Origin of the sequence: Nonomuraea candida, from assembly GCF_000725485.1 — a bacterium.
In the GTDB taxonomy this organism is placed as follows: Bacteria; Actinomycetota; Actinomycetes; order Streptosporangiales; family Streptosporangiaceae; genus Nonomuraea; species Nonomuraea candida.
The window spans coordinates 215,041-234,539 of sequence record NZ_KL647033.1 but is presented as its reverse complement, the minus strand read 5'-3'; the positions used below and the strand labels follow the sequence as shown (position 1 = coordinate 234,539).

The 19,499-nt window shown below is 67.4% G+C and carries 14 protein-coding genes and 1 pseudogene; 4 read left to right on the top strand and 11 right to left on the bottom strand.

The window, feature by feature from the left end:
* Positions 1–11 precede the first annotated feature (11 nt).
* Positions 12–1,697 (top strand): ribonuclease J, encoded by a 1,686-nt coding sequence (locus tag IO39_RS49020; protein ID WP_043640830.1) that lies wholly within the window; start codon positions 12–14, stop codon positions 1,695–1,697.
* 265 nt (positions 1,698–1,962) lie between these two features.
* Here IO39_RS49020 and IO39_RS49015 read toward each other — a convergent pair whose 3' ends face one another.
* From IO39_RS49015 to IO39_RS49005, 3 genes and pseudogenes are all read right to left on the bottom strand, one after another.
* The gene (locus tag IO39_RS49015) at positions 1,963–2,739 is read right to left on the bottom strand and encodes an ABC transporter permease subunit (RefSeq protein WP_043641043.1); all 777 of its coding nucleotides are present in this window, start codon (positions 2,737–2,739) and stop codon (positions 1,963–1,965) included.
* Positions 2,740–2,926: 187 nt separating this feature from the next.
* On the bottom strand, positions 2,927–3,691 hold the full coding sequence (locus IO39_RS49010) for an ABC transporter permease (protein WP_043640827.1): 765 nt from the start codon (positions 3,689–3,691) through the stop codon (positions 2,927–2,929).
* Between the two features lie 62 nt (positions 3,692–3,753).
* A pseudogene (locus IO39_RS49005) lies at positions 3,754–4,407 on the bottom strand (ABC transporter ATP-binding protein); the annotation flags it as partial.
* Between the two features lie 113 nt (positions 4,408–4,520).
* On the opposite strand from IO39_RS49005, the gene IO39_RS49000 reads away from it, so the two are divergent.
* On the top strand, positions 4,521–5,717 hold the full coding sequence (locus IO39_RS49000; protein WP_211267433.1) for a sensor histidine kinase: 1,197 nt from the start codon (positions 4,521–4,523) through the stop codon (positions 5,715–5,717).
* On the top strand, positions 5,714–6,355 hold the full coding sequence (locus tag IO39_RS48995) for a response regulator (protein ID WP_043640823.1): 642 nt from the start codon (positions 5,714–5,716) through the stop codon (positions 6,353–6,355). The genes IO39_RS49000 and IO39_RS48995 overlap by 4 nt, the downstream gene beginning before the upstream one ends.
* A gap of 154 nt (positions 6,356–6,509) precedes the next feature.
* On the opposite strand, the gene IO39_RS48990 is transcribed toward IO39_RS48995, so the two are convergent.
* The 3 genes from IO39_RS48990 to IO39_RS48980 form a co-directional block, all read right to left on the bottom strand.
* Positions 6,510–7,007 (bottom strand): DUF402 domain-containing protein, encoded by a 498-nt coding sequence (locus IO39_RS48990; RefSeq protein ID WP_043640819.1) that lies wholly within the window; start codon positions 7,005–7,007, stop codon positions 6,510–6,512.
* A gap of 568 nt (positions 7,008–7,575) precedes the next feature.
* Positions 7,576–8,925, bottom strand: coding sequence for a hypothetical protein (locus tag IO39_RS57300; RefSeq protein WP_043640816.1), 1,350 nt, complete (start codon positions 8,923–8,925; stop codon positions 7,576–7,578).
* Between the two features lie 150 nt (positions 8,926–9,075).
* Positions 9,076–10,332 carry a glucarate dehydratase family protein gene (locus IO39_RS48980; RefSeq protein WP_043640814.1) on the bottom strand — a complete coding sequence of 419 codons (1,257 nt, stop codon included), beginning with the start codon at positions 10,330–10,332 and terminating at the stop codon, positions 9,076–9,078.
* A gap of 103 nt (positions 10,333–10,435) precedes the next feature.
* Here IO39_RS48980 and IO39_RS48975 point away from each other — a divergent pair, with 103 nt between their 5' ends.
* Positions 10,436–11,905: an aldehyde dehydrogenase (NADP(+)) gene (locus tag IO39_RS48975; RefSeq protein ID WP_043640812.1), complete on the top strand. Its 1,470-nt coding sequence runs from the start codon at positions 10,436–10,438 to the stop codon at positions 11,903–11,905.
* Between the two features lie 1,368 nt (positions 11,906–13,273).
* On the opposite strand, the gene IO39_RS48970 is transcribed toward IO39_RS48975, so the two are convergent.
* From IO39_RS48970 to IO39_RS48950, 5 genes are all read right to left on the bottom strand, one after another.
* Entirely contained in the window at positions 13,274–14,194 is a 921-nt protein-coding gene (locus tag IO39_RS48970; RefSeq protein ID WP_043640809.1) for a 5-dehydro-4-deoxyglucarate dehydratase, read from the bottom strand.
* 13 nt (positions 14,195–14,207) lie between these two features.
* Entirely contained in the window at positions 14,208–14,978 is a 771-nt protein-coding gene (locus IO39_RS48965) for an IclR family transcriptional regulator (protein WP_043640807.1), read from the bottom strand.
* 67 nt (positions 14,979–15,045) lie between these two features.
* Positions 15,046–15,825 carry a carbohydrate ABC transporter permease gene (locus IO39_RS48960; RefSeq protein ID WP_245642703.1) on the bottom strand — a complete coding sequence of 260 codons (780 nt, stop codon included), beginning with the start codon at positions 15,823–15,825 and terminating at the stop codon, positions 15,046–15,048.
* 1,381 nt (positions 15,826–17,206) lie between these two features.
* The gene (locus tag IO39_RS48955) at positions 17,207–18,136 is read right to left on the bottom strand and encodes a carbohydrate ABC transporter permease (protein ID WP_043640803.1); all 930 of its coding nucleotides are present in this window, start codon (positions 18,134–18,136) and stop codon (positions 17,207–17,209) included.
* The gene (locus tag IO39_RS48950) at positions 18,133–19,413 is read right to left on the bottom strand and encodes a sugar ABC transporter substrate-binding protein (RefSeq protein ID WP_281200415.1); all 1,281 of its coding nucleotides are present in this window, start codon (positions 19,411–19,413) and stop codon (positions 18,133–18,135) included. Before IO39_RS48950 ends, IO39_RS48955 begins: the two co-directional genes overlap by 4 nt.
* Between the last annotated feature and the right edge of the window lie 86 nt (positions 19,414–19,499).

Genomic DNA, 19,499 nt, shown 5'->3' with positions numbered 1-19,499 from the left:
GGGGGCCAGGCATGAGCCATCCGCATCCTGAGCTTGGCCCCCCGCCGGTGCTGCCTGAAGGCGGCTTGCGCATTGTCGCGCTCGGCGGGTTGGGGGAAATCGGCAGGAACATGGCCGTCTTCGAATACGACGGCCGCCTGCTCATCGTCGACTGCGGGGTGCTGTTCCCCGAGCCGGACCAGCCGGGTGTCGACCTCATCCTGCCTGACTTCGAATACATCAGGGACCGGCTCGACGACGTCGAAGCCGTGGTGCTGACACATGCCCACGAGGACCACATCGGGGCGGTTCCCTATCTTCTGCGCGAGCGGCGCGATATTCCGCTCATCGGTTCCAGGCTCACGCTTGCCCTGATCGAGGCCAAGCTGACCGAGCACAGGATTCAGCCGACCAAGCTCGAGGTCGTGGAGGGCGAGCGGCACATATTCGGGCCGTTCGACTGCGAGTTCCTCGCGGTCAACCACTCCATTCCCGACGCGCTGGCCGTCGCGATCCGTACGCCCGCGGGCATAGTCCTGCACACCGGTGACTTCCGGATGGACCAGTTGCCGAGCGACGGCCGGCTCACCGACCTCGGCGGCTTCGCCAGACTCGGCACAGAGGGCGTCGACCTGCTGATGTCCGACTCCACCAACGCCGAGGTGCCGGGCTTCGTCACCAGCGAACGGGAGATCGGGCCGGTCATCGACGAGGTGATCCGCACCTCCGAGCAGCGCGTCATCGTGGCGAGCTTCGCCTCGCATGTGCACCGCATCCAGCAGGTCATGGATGCCGCCGCCAGGCATGGCCGCAAGGTGGCCCTGGTCGGGCGGTCCATGGTGCGCAACATGGGCGTGGCCCGGGACCTCGGATACCTGAAAGTCCCGCCGGAGCTCATCGTCGACTCGCGCGATATCGAGGACTGGCCGCCGCAGGACGTGGTCCTGGTGTGCACCGGGTCTCAGGGCGAGCCGATGGCGGCGTTGTCGAGGATGGCCAATCGGGATCACCCCATCCGTATCGCCGAGGGCGATACCGTGCTGCTGGCCTCGTCGCTGGTGCCGGGGAACGAGACCGCCGTGAACAAGGTCATCAACGGCCTGACGAGGTGGGGCGCCAGGGTCGTCCACAAGGGCAACGCCAAGGTGCACGTCTCCGGACACGCGGCCGCGGGCGAGCTGCTGTACGTTCTCAACCTGACCCGTCCGTCCAACTTCATGCCGGTGCACGGCGAATGGCGCCACCTGCGTGCCCACGCCAAGCTGGCCGCCCTCACCGGCGTGCCGGAGGATCACATCGTGATCGCCGAGGACGGCGTCGTGGTGGACCTGGTCGACGGGCGGGCGAGGATCGTGGGTGCAGTCCACGCCGGGTATGTCTACGTCGACGGCTCGTCGGTGGGCGAGATCACTGACACCTCGCTGAAGGATCGCCGCATCCTCGGCGATGAGGGCTTCATCTCCGTGGTGATCGTGGTCGACTCCAACACGGGCAAGCTCACCGCCGGTCCTGAAATCCACGCACGGGGTTCGGGCATAGACCCCATGCAGTTCGACCAGTTCATCCCGCAGATCGAACGAGCCCTTCAGGAGAAGGCCGCGGACGGCGTGGTCGACATGCAGGAGATCCGCCGGGTCGTGCGCCGCACGGTGGGGCGCTGGGTGAGCGACACCTATCGCCGCCGGCCGATGATCATCCCTGTGGTGCTCGAGGTCTGAGCCTCCCAACGGTACGGCAGGCTTCCTCACCTGCCGTACCCGCGGAAGCACGAAGCCTCTGGCGGCGCGCGGGCGGCCGATGCCAGGCCGCTCGGGCGCAGGAAAGACAGCGTGGCTGGGGCCGTAGGGCCCGGTGAGACGAATTCCGATGCGCCGGATCATGCACCGTGCCTGTCGCAGCCGGGCCACGGCCCGTTGGCGCACGGTGATGTCGAGGCGATCGAGCCTTGCTCGCGGACCCGCCGCCGGTCTCCGGGCCCGCATGTCAGACGTCCCTTCGGCGTACGAGCCAGGTGGCCGACACGAGGGGGGCAGCGGCGTACGCGAGCATGACCGCGGCGGCCGCCGGCGGGGGCAGGAGCGAGCCGTACACCGAGGTCGTGATGTGATCGCCGGTGATCTGGCGCGGCAACGCGCTGATCATCAGTGAGCCGAGGCGTTCGCTCCATGGCTCGGGGATGTTGCCCACGATGATGGGGATCACGTAGACGAAGCCGACGATGACGGACGTGGCTCCGGCCGCGGATCTCAGGAGCGCGCCCAGTCCTGTGCCGAGTAGCGCGAACACCGGGACTGTGAGGGTGAGGGCGACCAGTAGCGGCAGCCGATCTGCGAATGCCGTGGCGTATGCGCCGGAGAAGCGGCCGCCGAGCACGCTCCGAGCCGTGAGATGGGTGCCGAAGACCGCCAAAGCACCGACGAGCAGAGCCAGCGCGCCGACGACGGCGGACTTGGCGGCGACGACGGGCCAGCGGCGCGGAACGAGGGTCAGGCTCGTCCTGATCAGGCCCGTGGCGTAGTCGGAGGTGACGACGAGGACGCCCAGGATGCCCATGCACAGCTGCGGCATGATGATGAGCGCTTCCTCCAGGTCGGCGATGCGGGCAGCTGCCTGCTGCTCGGGGGGCGCGGCGTCGTAGGCGCCGGCTGCCGATGTGGCGAGGACGAGGCCCAGGAGGATCGTGCTGACGCCGAGGCCCAGGATCAGGTAGGTCGAGCGGACCGAACGAATTTTCAGCCATTCGGAGCTGAGGACGCTCATGCCCGCACCCGTGCAGGGCTGAGACGGCTTGCCCACGTGCTCGTTCCCCGCCAAGGACGTGTCACTGAGAGGTTTCCCACGGGGGAGGAGCTGCCCGTGCCGGGATGGGGAGGCTGTGCAGGGGAGTCGGTGGCACGGCGGGGCGGCACGAGCGCGGGCCGGCTGGGGGCAGGAAGCCCGGTGGCGGTCATGCGTCTTTCCGTTCGAGTGCGATGAGACCGATGATGAGGGCGATGATCGGGTAGATGAGGAGCACGCCGAGCGCGGCCCAAGGAGGCAGGAGACCGTCTCCCAGGCGGGACGAGAGCCGCTGCTCCACTATCTGCGGGACCAGGTTGGGCAGGAGGATCGTGGCCAGGCGCGTGTTCCACGGCGGCGGCAGGTAGTTGACCACCCCGGGCAGCACGAACAGCAGGGCGACGACCGAGACGATGGCGCCCGCCGTTGACCGGATGGCGGCGCCGAGGCCGAGCCCTACCAGGGCCAGGGCGGTGGCCGACAGGCCAGAGGAGAGCAGCATGGGCAGGTCGTCGGCGAACGAAGCCTCGTTGAAACCGAGACGGCGACCGCCCGCGATCAGACGGCTTGCCCCGTACGTGACAAGGAGGATCAGGCTGGCGGCCAGGAACGTGGCGATGCCGACGATCCCCGCCTTGGCGAGGAGTAACCTGCCACGTTTCGGGACGGTGATCAGACTGGTGTGGATCACGCCCGTGGCGTATTCGGAGGTGATCGCGAGCACGCCCAGCACGGCCAGGCTCATCTGGAGCAGCGGCAGGAAGCCCTGCTCGGGAGCGGCTGCCCGCAGGGAGCCGCGCTCGTCGGCGAGGCTGCTCACGTAGAACGTCCACAAGACACCCAGGACCAGCATCAGGGCTGCGGTGCCGATTGTGTGGTAGGTCGAGGCCAGGGAGCGGAGTTTCACCCACTCGGAGGAGAGGACCGACTTCATCGGGCCGCTCCATACTGGACGCTGTCCGAGGTCAGAGCCATGTAGGCGTCTTCCAGAGATGGGTAGCGGGCGGTCAGCTCCGCGACGGTGGCCTCGGCTATGAGCCTGCCGCGGCCGACGATGACGATGCGCTCGGCGGTGAGGGCCATCTCGCTCATGAGGTGGCTGGACAGCAAGATCGTCCTTCCCTCGGCGGCCAGCGAGCGCATCAGGCCGCGGATCCAGCGCACGCCGTCGGGATCAAGACCATTGACCGGTTCGTCGAACATCAGGATGCCGGGATCGCCGAGCAGCGCGGCCGCGATGCCGAGGCGCTGTTTCATGCCCAGAGAGAACCCGCCCACCCGCTTGCGCGCCACACCCGCCAGCCCCACCTCCTCAAGCACCTCCACCACGCGCGCGGAGCCGATGCCGTTGGTGCGGGCCAGGCTGAGCAAGTGGTTGTAGGCGCTGCGCCCACCATGGACGGCGCCGGCGTCCAGGAGTGCGCCGACCTCGCGCATCGGCATTCTGAGCGAGGTGTAGCGGCGCCCGTTGACCAGGGCCTGCCCGGAGGTCGGCGCGTCCAGGCCGAGGATCAGGCGCATCGTGGTTGACTTGCCTGCTCCGTTGGGGCCGAGGAAACCGGTCACGTGGCCTGGCTCGACTCTGAAGGAAAGGTCGTCCACGGCCAGTGTGCCGCCGTAGCGCTTCGTGAGGTGCTGGAGTTCGATCACGCGGTAAAGGATGCGGGGCGGCGGGCCGCCGGCGCGTCGGACCAGGGTTCGAACTTCAAGGTCAAACCCTGGGTTGACGTGCGCGCCCAGCTTCACCGGCTACGGTTCAACGCGTGAACGACACGCACCCCTTCTTCGCCCGGCGCATGAGCCGTCGCCAGCTGGTCGTGCTCGATGTGGTGGCGGGTGTGTGCTCGGCGTTCGTCTTCATCACGGTGACGCTCCAGGCGGTGGCGCTGCCACCGTGGATGCGGCTCGCCCTCCCCCTCGGGCTGGGGCTGCCCCTGGCGCTGCGCAGGGTGTGGCCGCTGCCCGTCTTCTGCTTCACGCTGGTGCTCGCCGTCTACGCCGCCCTGGTCGGCGCGGTGGGGCTCGCGTATCTCTCGCCGGCGTACGCGCTGTACGTCGTCGCGCTGTCCGGGAGGCGCGGCCCGATGATACCCACGGCGGCCGTCGGCGCGGTGTGCCTGGTCACCATCCTGGGGCTGACGGTGACAGGGGCGTCGCCCGACAGGGCCCCGGGGTGGCTGCTGCACCTTGACCAGCCGCTTCTGGGCATCGCGGCGCTGGGAGGCGCGTGGACGGTCGGCCGCGCCGTGCAGGAGCGCAGATCCTATGCGACCCGTGATGCCGAGCGCCGGGCTGCGCAAGCGGTGGCCGAGGAGCGGTTACGGATTGCTCGTGAGCTGCATGACGTGGTCACACACAGCGTTGGCCTGATCGCGGTCAAGGCGGGGGTGGCCAACCACGTCATGGCGACCAAGCCGGAGGAAGCGCACGATGCCCTGCGCGTGATCGAGACCGCAAGCCGGGGTGCGCTGGTCGAAATGCGTCATCTGCTCGGTGCGCTGCGGTCCACCGCGGTGCCGGAACGGGCGCCCGTGCCCGGCGTGGCGGGAATCCGGGGGCTCGTCGGGCAGGCCAGGCTGGCGGGAGTGGAGGTTGAGCTCGACCTCCGTGTCAGCTCTGCTGAGGGGGCGGGGGAAGGGGAGACGGAAGCGTGGGAGCGGCTGCCTGACGGAGTGGGGCTGTCGGTCTACCGAATCGTTCAGGAGGCGCTCACCAACGTGGTCAAGCACGCCGCGCCGGCCCGCTGCCAGGTGTCCGTGGTGGCCAATGGCAAGGAGGTGCGGATCGAAGTGATCGATGACGGCCCTGGCAGGCGCACCTTGCCTTCCGACGGGACCGGGCATGGGCTGATCGGCATGCGGGAGCGGGTGATGCTGTACGGCGGCACGCTCGACGCCGGCAGCCTGCCGCAGCGAGGGTTTCGGGTGTTCGCGACATTGCCGTATGAGGAGGTCTTGTGATCCGGGTCGTCATCGCTGACGATCAGGCGTTGCTCAGGGGAAGCTTCAAAGTGCTGGTCGATTCCGAGCCCGACCTGGCGGTGGTGGGCGAGGCTGCGACCGGTGCCGAGGCCGTTGACGTCGTGCTGGAACGGCGGCCGGACGTGGTGCTCATGGACGTGAGAATGCCCGGCATGGATGGGATCGAGGCTACTCGTCGCATCAAGGACGTCGCGCGGGTTCTGGTCGTTACGATGTTCGACCTCGACGCATATGTTTATGATGCTCTGCGGGCCGGGGCGAGCGGGTTCCTGCTGAAAGATACGCCGCCGGCGGATTTGCTTTCCGCCATTCGCGTGGTTGCGGGCGGAGAGGCGCTGTTGGCGCCCCGGGTAACGCGCCGGCTGATAGAAGAGTTCACCCGTGCACCCGTTCTGCCCAGGGTGAAAGGGTTGGAGGGGGTCACGGAGCGGGAACGGCAAGTGCTTACACTGATCGCGCGGGGGCTGTCGAACAATGAGATCGCGGCTCATCTGCAGGTGACCATGGCTACGGTCAAGACGCATATCACCAGGTTGCTGGCCAAGTTGGAGGCCCGGGACCGGGCGCAGCTCGTCATCGCCGCATATGAGAGCGGATTGGTTTCGGCTGCCGGCTGAGTGCTTGGCTTCCCACTGATCGTGATGGTATAGGCTCTGGCGTCGAAACGATGGCGATGTGACGCCAGAGCGATTGCAGCGTCATTGCTCGAAACGGGTTACGGTTTGGCTCGGGTGTAAAGTTATGGTCGCCGCGCAGGGCGCGACCTTCAGGTCAGTACGTTTTTGCGAGCCAGTCCAAGTGTGCGCCGCCGAACGGGCCTTTTCTTTCACCTACGGCATCGAGTAGCCACTGTGCGGTCTCTTCTGCTTGCATGATCAGCTCGCGTGGATAGTTCAGTAGAATTTGGTGCTCGGCGAATTCGTCTTCGTCATCGAGAATCAGTCGACCGTCCCTCATCCGGATTACGTCCAAGTCGAGGTCGAGCATGGTGACCTCGCCGTCCCTCCATTCAGGGATGGTGGTGATGTCGACGTAGATCTCGCTTTTGTGTGGCGGTGTGTTGAACGACGCCGTCCACCAGGCGTCCCGGGGGAACAGCATGATCGCGGTTGTCTCCCACGTGACAGGCGGTCCTTCGCCCTTGCGGGCGACCGTTCCGCCTGGGACTTCCGCCCAAACGCCGTGCTCATCTTCGCCTAGTAGCCGACCGGGGTGATTCCAGTGCAGTGCGCCGCCGTACTTCCGGAAGACGATTCGCACATCAGTCATATGAAGAACCTATCCGGGCCGGTTGAAGCTCACACGAGGCCCTGGCGGCGAGTCCATGGCCCCGGCTGGGGGCTGCCGGTCACAAGACTCCTGCCTGGGGACGCCGGTCACGGGGTTCCGCTCCAAGGGTGCTGGCCGCGGGAGCCTGGCCACGAGTTCTGGTCACGTGACTCCGGCCGCAGGTGCCGGTATGTGGTTTTCGGCCATGCGCGTGTGGGTTGTGGGGTCCCGCTTCCAGAGTGCTGGGGGTCGGGGTCGTTGGTCGTGGGGTGTTGGTGCGAGGTTCTGCCCATGCGGGCGCGGGCGCGTGCCTCGCTCTGGGATTGATGGTCGCGGGGTCTGGCCACGAGTTCTGGTTACGTGGCTCCGGCCGTAGGTGCTGGGTTGAGGCTTCGCCCATGGGTGTGTGGGGCACAGGGCCCCGCTCCCGGAGAGCCGGTCGCGGGGGTCCTGAGCCTGGGGCCTGGTCCAAAGGTCTCGGTCAAGGGCTTGCCGGCGTCACGACGTCACGCTTCTGAGATGTCGGTCACGGCACTCTGGCCATGGGGCTTGGCCACTGGTGTGGTGATTACGGCAGTAGGCGGAGGGCTGTGGCGAGGGCGGACAGGCGGTCGGGGGAGGCCAAGCCGGCGTGGTACAGGTGAAACTCCGAGGCCCCGGCCTTGGCGTACGTCCTGAGCTGGCCGGCCAGGACTTCGGCGTCGGCCGGGCGGGGCGGGAGGGCCAGGACATACGCGCCGACTCGTTGCGCCGGAGCGGAGAGCTCCTTCAGGCGGGCGAGGCGGGCGGCGTCCGTCGTGGGGTCGCCCCAGCAGTTGGCCACCAGGACGTCTGCTCCTGCGTCACCTGCGGGCAGTGGCGCGAAGGCGCCGGTGGCCCAGGGGTCCGGGTTCGCGTGCAGCGTGATCGGGACATCCGGCGCGGTTCTTTCGGCGGTGGCGATCAGACGCTGGCGGAGTGCGATGGACAGGTCGGTGCGGACCCTGCGTACCTCGTCGGCCAGAGGGCCCAGGGCCTCTTCGATGGTGCTGGGGGCGCGGGGCGTGCGGGTGTTCGAGGTTGATGCGGAACTGTGGGAGTGAGGGGCGGACTTCGACGCAGGTGCACTCGATGCGGTGGTGGGTTCTGGAGCGCCGGCATTCGACGAGGCGGGCGCTCCGGCGGTTGCTGAAGGGGAGGACGGAGCGTTCAGCGGGGCGGCGGCGGTGGTTTGAGCGGCGGGGGCGGCGTGTTCGTGGATGGACAGGCCAAGGGAGGCGGCCGGGGCCGAGGCGCGGTCTATCACGGCGCGGACGGCGGCCTTTGTTCCTTCGGGGTAGCGGAGGGCGCAGTTGGCGCAGAAGCACAGGGAGAGGAGGTCGACGTCCGTTGGGGTCCAGTCGGCGCCGGCCGTCTTCTCGTGGACGCTCTGATGGCCGAAGCCCATGGGGCCGCAGGCTTCCAGGATCAGGCCGTCAGGCTCGCCTACTTCGAGGATCTCCTGGACGAGGCGCTCGCAGTACTCGATGACGTCCTCGTGGGCCGGGCACAGGGCGTACGGGTACGGGTCGCCGAAGGCGTTGCGTACGACGAGGTCGGGATTGGCGGAGCCCAGGTGGGAGTTGTGAGTGAGGACGGTCCATGCGTGTACCTGCAGACCGGCCGCCTTGAGGGCGTCCCTGGCCTGGAGGTAGGCGTTGGCGGGCGTCCACGTGGGGGCGGCGGGGACCAAGCGGGACCAGGCGGATGGGCGGATCGGGAGGTAGAAGGCCGGATAGGGGACATCCAGCACGCGATGGGCAGGGTGATACGGCGTGGCCGCCCTCGTTGAGTGATAGCTGGCCGCCAGGGCGACCGCTTGCACGCCCAGGTCCGCCAGACGGCCGGGGGCCGTTGGGTCCCCGACCACGTCCCAGGGGTAGAGATAGGCGACGTTCATCAACGAGGTCTCCTTGCCGACGTTCAGCAGTGGGTTTTGGTGCCGGCGTTCACCAGCGAGATCAATGGTGGCGTGCTTCGTGTGAAGGACTCGGCCGGGTGTTGGTCTGTGCAGGTCATGACGGCCCAGGGGTTCGTGGCCGGGCTGGATTTACCAGCGGGGCTTCTTCGCCGAGAAGGAGGGGTCGAAGCGTTGCATGTACGACGTGTCGTCGCGGGCCAGGAGACCGCACCTCTCGTACTGCTCGTTCATCACCGCCAGCGCGTCCCGGTCCAATTCCACGCCGAGTCCGGCAGCGGTGGGGACGGGCACGGCGCCGTCCACGAAGCGGAGGGCGCCTGGCACGACCACGTCCTGGCCGTCCTGCCAGGGGGTGTGCGTGTCGCAGGCGAACGTGAGGTTCGGCGTGGCCGCGGCCAGGTGGGTCATGGCGGCCAGGCTGATTCCGAGGTGGGAGTTGGAGTGCATGGACAGGCCGATGCCGAATGTGTCACACATGGCGGCGATGTGGGAAGAACGTACGAGGCCGCCCCAATAGTGGTGGTCCAGGAGGAGTACGCCGATCGCGCGCGACGCCATCGCAGGCGGGAAGTGCTCCGGGGTGACCACGCACATGTTCGTGGCGAGGGGCATGGGGACGGCGGCGGCCACCTGCGCCATGCCGTCGATGCCGGCGGTCGGGTCTTCCAGGTATTGGAGGACGCCTTCGAGTTCACGGCCCACGCGGATCGAAGTCGCCACCGACCAGGCGGCGTTCGGGTCCAGGCGGAGCGGCACTTCGGGGAACGCCTCGTGCAGGGCGCGGATCGCGGCGATCTCCTGGTCAGGGGGGAAGACGCCGCCCTTGAGCTTGATCGAGGTGAAGCCGTACTCCTGGATGAGGAGGTGGGCCTGCTCGATGATGCGGGGCTCGTCGAGCGCGCCGCCGAAGCGGTCGGGCTCATCGCCCGGGTGGCCTGCCCACTTGTAGAAGAGATATGCGCTGTACGGCACCGCGTCCCTGACCTTGCCGCCCAGGAGTTCGCTCACCGGAACTCCGGCCGCTTTACCGCGAATGTCGAGGCAGGCCACCTCGAAGGGGGAGAAGATCCGGTCGACGCTCTTCTCCTTGGTGGTGGCGCCGGTCAGGCCGTGCAGGTCGGGCACCGTTGCGCCGACAATCGCGGAGATCCGGGCGTACATCGTGTTCAGGGCATGGACGTCGAGGCCGATCAGGGCCTGGGCGCATTCACGTACCTTGCCGAGATGATCGAGGTCGCCGTAGGTCTCGCCCAACCCGGTCAGGCCCTCGTCCGTGACGACCTCGACAATGGTACGGAGAGCCCATGGCTCGTGGACTCCGGCGGCGTTCAGGAGAGGCGGATCCCGGAAAGCGACAGGTGTTACGTGGATCTGCCTGATGATCATCGCACGCCGTCCATGTATGTGAACGATTGCCAGATTTGTGGACAAGTTGCCGCAACTGTAAGAATCAGGTTGAAGAAGTGTCAAGACTCCGAAGGGCCATTCGATGATCTACGGACACGACCCCAGGACCGGCGAGACCGTGGGCGCAGCCCTGCCCGAGACCGACAGCGCCGGGGTCGACGCGATCGTTTCCGCTGCGGCCGCCGCGGGGGCGGCGTGGCGGGCGACCCCGGCTGCCGAGCGGGCCGTTGCGCTGGAGGCGGTCGCCGGCGCGCTTGCCGCCCACGTGGACGAGTTGTGGCAGCTCGCCGACCAGGAGACCGCGCTCGGCGAGGTGCGGCTGCGGGGCGAGGTGGCGCGTACGGCGGGGCAGTTCAGGCTCTTCGCCGAGGTGATCAGGGATGGCGGTTACCTCGACGCCATCATCGATCACGCTGACTCTTCGCTCACGCCGCCCCGGCCGGACGTGCGCAGGATGAAGCACCCTCTGCAGGGCGTCGTGGCCGTGTTCGCGGCGAGCAACTTTCCGTTCGCGTTCTCCGTGGCCGGTGGTGACACCGCCTCCGCGCTGGCGGCGGGATGCCCCGTGGTCGTCAAGGCGCACCCCGGGCACCCGAACACGTCGGAGCGGGTGGCGAAGATCGTACGGGAGGCGCTGCCGAACCCCGATCTGCTCGGGCTCGTGCAGGGCATGCAGGCCGGTGTCGATCTCGTACAGCACCCCGGTGTGGTCGCGGCCGGCTTCACCGGCTCCGTGGCCGGGGGCAAGGCGATCCAGAAGCTGATCGACGAGCGGGAGGTGCCGATCCCGTTCTTCGGTGAGCTCGGCAGCGTCAACCCCGTGGTCGTGCTTCCGTCGGCGCCGGTGAAGGAGGTGGCCGCCGGTTTCGCGTCGTCCCTGACGCTGGGGGTCGGGCAGTTCTGCACGAACCCCGGGCTCATGTTCGTGCCCGAGGGGGACGAGCTGCAGCAGGCGATCGTGGAGGCCGTCGAGGGGACCAGCGGTGGGCCGATGCTCGCCGAGCGAATCAGGGACGGGTACCTCGGAGGCGTCGAGCGGCTGGGCGAGCTGCGGCTGCTGGCCGAGGGCAAGCCGGGGGAGGGCAGCTGGGCTGTCACGCCCAAGGTGTTCACCGTCGACCTCGAGACGTTCGCGCAGAAGTTGCCGCAGATCGGTGAGGAGTGCTTCGGGCCGGCGTCCATCGTGGTGACGTACCGGGAGGTTTCGGACCTGCGGCCGGTGCTTGAGCGGCTGGAAGGGTCGCTGACCGCGACCGTTCACGGCACCCGGCCGGAGGAGGCGGGGGATGTCGCCGAGGCGCTGGCCAAGAGGGCTGGGCGGCTCATCTGGAACGGGTGGCCGACCGGTGTCGCGGTGTGCTGGGCCATGCACCACGGTGGTCCCTGGCCTGCTGCTACGACGCCGTACACGTCGGTGGGAGCTACGGCCATCGACCGGTGGCTCGCTCCGACCGCTTACCAGGACTGGCCGGACACGCTGCTGCCGGATGAGCTCAAGGAGGGCAACCCGCTGTCCATCCCGCGGAGGGTCGACGGTCGGCTGCAGGCCTGAGCGATGGCGTGACTGGAGTCGCCGGCCTGGGCTGTGGTGAATCGATGACCGGTTCCCTGCGTGGCAGGTCGGCGACGCACGACCCCGCCTTCCGCCTCTCAGGATCGCCTAGTAGCCGAAGCCTGAGGTTTGGAGCCGGAGGACGGGGCTGCGATCTGAGGTTGGGGTCCAAGGTTTGAGGCTGATCTGAGGTTGGGCCCAAGGTTTGGGCTATGAGCTTTGGGTCTGCGGTCCCGGGCTGTGAGGTTTGGGGTCTGCGGTCCCGGGCTGTGAGCTTTGGGGTTGGGGTTCCGGGCTGTGAGGTTGGGTCGGAGGTTCGGGGGCTGTTATCTGAGGTCGGGGTCGAAGGTTCGGGGTTGGCACTGAGGTTCGCGGTCCCAGGTTTGGGCTCGATCCTCAGGTTTGCGGTCCCGGCGTTTGGGCTGGTCCTGAGCCTTGGGGTCTGAAGTTTGGGCCTGGGTCGGGCGTAACGCGGTGGACATGGTCTTCAGAGGTGGATCTCAATAAGTGGGGGTCACCGGTCGGGGTTTCCCTGCGCCAGGTGCTGCTGGGGCCTCACACTGTTGTCCGCGGCCATCACGTGCCTCCTTCGATCTTTGGTTTGCGCCTTGAAGGATCACGCGATGGCCGTCACCGTTTCACGATTTCCACGCCTGTGAGCGGGTCACGCTCGTACTTCTCTTCCGCGGGCGCAACCAGTCTGGGGAAGCCGGTTCGTCGGGGCTGTCGTCTGACCGCGGAGGCCGCGTGGTCCTGGAAGGATCACCGGTGGCGGTAGCTGTCTGGTCACGGATATCGCCTGGATGGGAAGCCGTCTGGTCGCACGTTGGCTGGCCGCGGAAGCTGGCTGGTCCCGGAAGTCCCCCTGGGCGTGGAGTCCGCTGGGCGTGGGAGTCCGTTGGTTGGGGGAGTCCGTTGGTTGGGGGAGTCCCGCTGGTTGCGGAAGTCCGCTGCTCGAAAGTCGGCTGGTTACGGAAAGTAGTTCAGTCGGCCAGCCGGCTGGTCACGGAAGCTGGCTGGGCGCGATGTTGTCTGATTGTTGAAGGCTGCGCAGCCTGTGGCGCTTCGACCCGGCGCTCACGGTGATGTCCCGGCGGGAGGGGGAGGTGGTGCTGGGGACGCCGATGGGTTCCGGGTCATGCTGTCCGGTCGGGCAGGCGGGTTTCGGGTCATGCTGTCCGGTCGGGCAGGCGGGTGGTGGTGGAGGCCGCCTGGCGTGGAAGCGGGGCGGCGTAGGCGCCTGCCACTTCACCGGCCTTGGTGCAGGCGCGGGACATCTCCCGGTGCTCCGCATCGTCATCTTGAGCCCGCCGGGGCTCCGAGCACGTCTCTTCCGGGAGTGACTGTGGAAGCGCTGGTGGGCGGTGGTCAGGTCGAGGGGTCGGCGGTGGTCAGGTGGAGGCCTTGGGTGATGAGGTGTTTCAGGGTTTCGAGGTGATCCGGGCTGGGATCTGTGAGTGGGGGGCGGACGCCGCCCACGTTCAGGCCGCGGATGCGGGCTCCGGCCTTGACCAGGGAGACGGCGTAACCGGGGACGCTGTCGCGCAGCTCCACCAGCGGTAGGTAGAAGTCGGTGAGGAGACGCTGTACGAGGGCCTCGTCCCCGCCGGTCACCGCCTTGTGGAAGGCCAGGGAGATCTCGGGGGCGAAGGCGAAGACAGCGCTGGAGTACAGGTTCACGCCGAGGCCGCGATAGGCGGGCACGGTCAGTTCGGCCGTGGGGAGGCCGTTGAAGAAGGTGAAGTCCTTGTCCGTCACTCCGCGTACGGTCAGGATGATGCGCTGCAGCAGGTCGAAGTCGCCCAGACCGTCCTTGAAACCCACCACGTTCGGCACCGTCACGGCCAGGTCGGCGACGGCGGCGGGGGTGAAGCGGGCGGTGCCGCGCTGGTAGACGATGACGGGGAGGTCGCTTGCCGCCGTCACTTCGCGTACGTACCGGACCAGGCCGGCGGTGGGGCCGGTGACCAGGTAGGGAGGCATCAGGAGCAGGCCGTCGGCGCCTTCGGCGGCCGCGGCGCGGGCGAAGGCTCTGGCGGTCGGGAGCGGGCCGCCGGCGCCGGCGAAGACGGGGACGCGGCCGGCGGTGGCCGTGACGGCGGTCGACACCACGCGGGTGTACTCCTCCAGGTCGAGCGCGTTGAACTCGCCTGTGCCGCACGCGGTGAACACTCCTCCCGCTCCGGCCGCGACCCCCTCGGCGACGTGGCGGGCCAGGATCGGTTCCGCGAGGTTGCCATCGGGGCCGAACGGGGTCACCGGAAAGAAGAGAACGCCGTCTAACCGCATCAACGAATCCTTTCTAGCGGATGCCCTCCCTGCGGAGCGTGGCAGCCAGCTTGCGGGTGTGTCGGATGACCGCTTCGGTGATCGGCTCGACCTCGGCGGGCGCGAGTTCCGCCGGCATCGAGCAGCTGATCGCGTCCGTGGCGGGGATGCGGTAGTCCACCGCCACGGCCACGCAGGCCACGCCTCGCGTGCCCTGCTCGCGTTCGTACGACCAGCCTCTGGTGCGGACCTGGTCGAGCTCTCCCGTCAGCTTGGTCAGGTCGGTGATCGTGTGCTCGGTCAGCGCGGTGAGCGGCTCCGGCAGCAGTGCCTCGACCTCGTCATCGGTGAGCTGGGCGAGCAGCACCTGCCCGAGCGCCGTGACGTGGGCGGGCAGCCGCCGGCCCACCCTGGGGATGATGTGGTCGGCCTCGCGGGACTCTCTGGTCGCCAGGTAGAGCACGTGTGCCCCGTCCCGCCGGGCGAAATGGACGGTTTGCCCGATCTCGTCCCGCAGGTCTTCCAGGCAGTCCTGGGCGAACGGCAGCGCGGGATCCTTGTCGAGGTAGGCCGTGCCGGTCAGGAGCGCATGCGGCCCGATGCCGAACGCCGATCGGGCCGAGTCGGTCTCGACCCAATTAAGCTTGACCAGCGTCCGCATGAGGGCGTGCAGGCTGCTGCGGGGAAAGCCGGTCCGCTGCTGGAGCTCCGACAGGGTCAGACTGTCGTGTGATTCGGCGAGCGTTTCCAGGATGCGTACGGTCCGCTCCGCGGACTTGACCAGCTGGGGCTGCTCCATGCTCATCCCATCTCGTATCCTTCGGCGGCTTTGAAGATCCAGGATATTGGATAGCGTCCATATACATGGACACCTAACCCTTGATCGCGCCGCTTGTCAGGCCGCGCATGAACTGCCGCTGGAATGCCAGGAACGCGATGATCGAGGGCAGCAGGGCCAGCAACGAGGCCGCGAGCAGTACGCCGATGCCCACCTCCTCGTCCGAGCGGAGCGAGCGCAGCGCGATGGGCAGCGTCCACATGTCGGACGTGGGTGCGACGATCAGAGGCAGCAGGTACTGGTCCCAGATCATGGTGAAGCCGAAGACGCCGATCACACCGAGCGCGGGGCGGCACAGCGGCACGATGATCGTGGCGAAGATGCGCAGCTCGCCCGCGCCGTCGATGCGCGCGGCCTCCTCCAGTTCGACCGGCACCTCCTTCATGAACTCGGTCATGACGAGAATGGAGAAGCCCCAGGCCCCGACGGGCAGGATCATGCCGGCGTACGTGCCGATGAGGTTCAGGTGGAACACCGGCAGGTCGGCCAGGACGAGGGAGAGGGGGATCGCGATGATCTCCTCGGGGAGCATCATCGTGGTGAGCATGAGCAGCATCACGAACGTCATGCCGCGGAACTTCTTGCGGGCCAGCGAGTACGCGGCGAAGACGCTCACCAGCATCTGCAGGAGCAGGCCGAAGCCCACGACGATGAACGAGTTGAGCAGGTACAGGTAGACGTTCTTGTTCTTGGCCTGGATGAAGTTGTCGAGGGTGAAGTCGTCCGGCCAGAGGGTGAACGAGGTGGGGTCGAGGGTCTTGCTGAACGTGCTCATCAGGAGCCCGACCAGTGGTCCGGTGAAGACGACCACCATGAGGCCGTAAATGATGATTTTTCCGGTGGTTGCCCAAGGGCCCCGCCGTGACTCCAGGCCCAGGGCGCTGTCGAACCTCATGACGACGACTGCCTCCCGTTCGGGTGTGGAGTGATGGGGGATCTGGTGGTTTGTGGGGTTATAGAAGGTTCGGGGTTTCTGTGGGGTTCAGAAGGTCTGCCAGTTCTGTAGGGTCCGGAAGGTCTGCCAGTTCTGTGGGGTCCGAAAGGTCTGCCGGTTCTGGAGGGTCTTGAAGATTTGCACGTTCCGGAGGGCTTGGGAGATCTGGACGTTTCGGAGGGCGTGCGCAATGTGGACATTCCGGAGGGCCTGGGAGGCGTGGGCATTCCGGAGGGTTTGGAAGATCTGGGGGTTATGGGAGAGCCGGGAGATTCGGGAAGTCTGGGAGATTCCGGGGATTTGGAGGATTGGGAGCTTCTGGAGGATTTGGGGAGGGGCGGTGTCAGGCTGCCGCGGTGGAGGAGTGGCGTCAGGCCGCTTGTCTTCGGGGCGGGGTGTGATCCGGCGCTTCCTGGTTTGCGTCCAAGGTCTGGTCTGGAGCCGCCGGGTGTCTGTGCGGGGTCTGGTGTTGTCATGCCGGGTCTCCGGGTGATGCCCGGTGTTGTGATGCTGGGTTTCTGTCGGCTGTCCCGTCTCGTGGTGCTGGGCGCCTGTGCCGCGTCTGGTCTCTGGATGCCGCGGTTCTTCCGGTTGGTGCTGCGGCTCTGTGTGGTGGCGAGATCCTGTGTGGTGTCGGGTTCCGTGGTGCGGGGTTGCTGTGTGGCGTCAGGCTTCGTGGCGCGGGGTGGCCATGTGGTGTCCGGGCTCGGGTCGTGGCGTTTTCGTGTGAGGTCTGGTCCCGTGGGGCGGAGCTTCTGTGCGGTGTCCGGCCTCGCGTTGTCAGGGTTCTGCGTGATGCCCCGTTTCACGTTGCCCGGTTCCAGGGTGTGAAGTTTCCGCAGGGCAGTTGGGCTCGGGGTGTGAGGTTCTCGGGTGAGGCCGGGGCTGGGGGTGCGGGGTTTCCGGGTGAGGCCGGGGCTCGGGGTGCGGGGTTTCCGGGAGAGATCACGACTCGGAGTGCGGGGTCGCTTGTTCGGCGGCGGTCCGGAGGAAGAGGCGTTGCCCGATGTGGTGTGCGGCCTCGCGCCGTCGGGTTGCTGTGTGGTGTGCGGCTTCGGGTTGTCGGGTTGCTGGGTAATGTGCGGCTTCGCGTTACCGGGTTGCTGGGTAATGTGCGGCTTCGCGTTACCGGGTTGTTGTGTGGTGTCCAATTTTGTCAGGTCCGGTTCCGGGGTGTGCCGCTTCCGCGGAGCGTCCGGGCTGGGGGTGCGGGGTGCCCGGGTGAGGTCTGGGGTGTGGGGTCTGGGGGCGGGGTGGGGTCTCATGTGGCCTGCCTCCTGCGCAGCATCTGCACGATCACCGTGAGCGCCAGCGTGGCGAGGAACAGCACGATGCCGCCCGCCGAAGCCACCCCCAGCTCGTTCTTCTGGAACCCGAGCTTGTAGATCAACGTCATCAGCACTTCGGAGGAGCCGTTCGGGCCGCCGTTCGTGAGGACGTACACCTCGACGAACACCCGCAGGCCGCGGATGGCCGCCAGCGTGAACAGGATCCAGAACACCGGGCGCAGGGCGGGCAGCGTGATGTGGCGCAGGCGGCGCCAGGTGGAGGCGCCGTCCACGGCGGCGGCCTCGTACAGGGTGCGGTCCACGCCGACCAGGCCGGCCAGGAAGATCATCATGTCGTACGGGGTGCCGCGCCAGATGCTCATCATCATGATCGACCACAGGGAGGAGTCCTCGCTGGCCAGCCAGGGCTGGGGGTCGATGCCGGCCCAGCCGATGATGATGTTGAGCATGCCGTTGTCGGCCGGGTGGAACATGATGCGCCAGACCTCGGCCACGGCCGCCATCGTGGTGACGACCGGCAGGAAGGCGGCGGTCCTGATGAACCACAGGTAGCGGGCGGGGCCCTCGATGAGCAGGGCCAGGCCGAGGCCGAGCACGATCGAGCCGATCGTGGTGCCCAGAGCCAGGACGACGCTGTGCCAGATGGCGGCGGCGAACTCGTCGTCATTGATGATCGTCTGGTAGTTCTGCAGGCCGACCCACTCGTCGCCGAGGAAGGTCTGCACCTTGAACAGGCTCTTCCACAAGCCCACGAACATCGGGATGAACTTGAAGTACAGGAAGAGCAGCAGCGCGGGCGCCAGGAACAGCCAGGCGACCAGCGGCCCCCGCCACCGCGCCGGCTTGGGCGGATGACCGGGGGGCGCCGTCCGGCCGCGCGCCGGGGTGAGTGTGGAGGTCATGAGGCTTTCTGGCTCTGCAGTTCCTGGGTGAGCTTGGTGTTCAGCTCATCCATCGCCGTTCTGACGTCGGCGGAGCAGTCGGCCCAGACCGCGTTGATGGTGTCGGCGGAGGTCTGGCGGATCGGCGCCCAGTTGGGCACCGGCGGGGCGTAGACGGCGTGCGCGTACGACTCCTGGAACACCTTCCAGCGCGGGTCCTGGCGCTCGGCGGACATGTCCACCGTGGTGTTCACGGGGAGGCGGACGATGGCGCCGTTGGCGTCCTTGTTCATGCCGATCCGCTGGCCCTCGGGGGAGATGGCGAACTCGGCGAACTTCTTCTGCGCGTCCTTGTGCTCCGACCCGGCCATGATGTAGACGTTCTCGCCCTCGCCGAGCGTGCCGGGGCCACCGGACGGGCCCTTGGGCACGGGCAGGACCTCGATCTTGTCGGTGCCGATGGCGTTGACGAACCTGGCCAGCACGTACGGCCCCACCAGGTAAATGCCGCCCTGGCCCTTCTCGAACACCTCGTGCGTGACCGTCGTGTCATTGCTGACGGCGCCCGGGTTGACGGTCTTGGTCTTGCAGAACTGGTCCTGGAGGTATTGGACGGCCTCGACGGTCTTGGGGTCGTTCACGGTGGCGGCGTACTTTCCGTTGCCCGCCGACTTGATGAATTCGCCGCCGTTGGCGTAAATGAGCGAGGAGGCGTACCAGGAGGCGTAGCCGCGTTTGGTGCCCGCCGGGGCGACGAAGCCGGCGGTGTCCTTCTGGCCGTTGCCGTCGGGGTCCCGCTCGGTGAACGCGACGGCCAGCTTGGAGAGGTCCTCCCAGGTGGCGGGTGGTTCCATCTTGACCTTCTCGCGCCAGTCCTTGCGCACGATCAGGGCGAAGGACTGCGCGGAGAACGGGGCGGCGTAGAACTTTCCGTCGCTGCCCGTGGCGGCCTTCCAGGCGGTTTCCGCGAGCTGGTCGCCGCCGGCCAGTGAGGCTTTGTCGACTTCCTGCAGCCAGCCCTGCGACTGCATGTTGCCGAGTTGCGCGGTGTCATTGATGACGATGTCGGGGAGCTGTTTCTGCGCCGCCTGCTGGTTCAGCTTGGTCTCGAAGTCGTCGAAAAGAGCGACCACTTTCGTTTTCACGCCGCTGGCCTTGGTGAATGCGCCGGCGAGCTTCTGCGCTGTCTTGGCGGCGTCGGAATCGGCCGCCTGTCTGATCCAGATCTCCAGAGTGTCGTCCGAACCGGATGATCCCCCGGAACCGCAGCCTGTCAGTCCTAAGGCGAGAGTCGTCATGATCGCGACTCCCAGCAGACGATGTGACATCAGACCGCCTCCTGTTCACATATGTGGACATGAGTCGTGGACTTGGATGTGTGTCT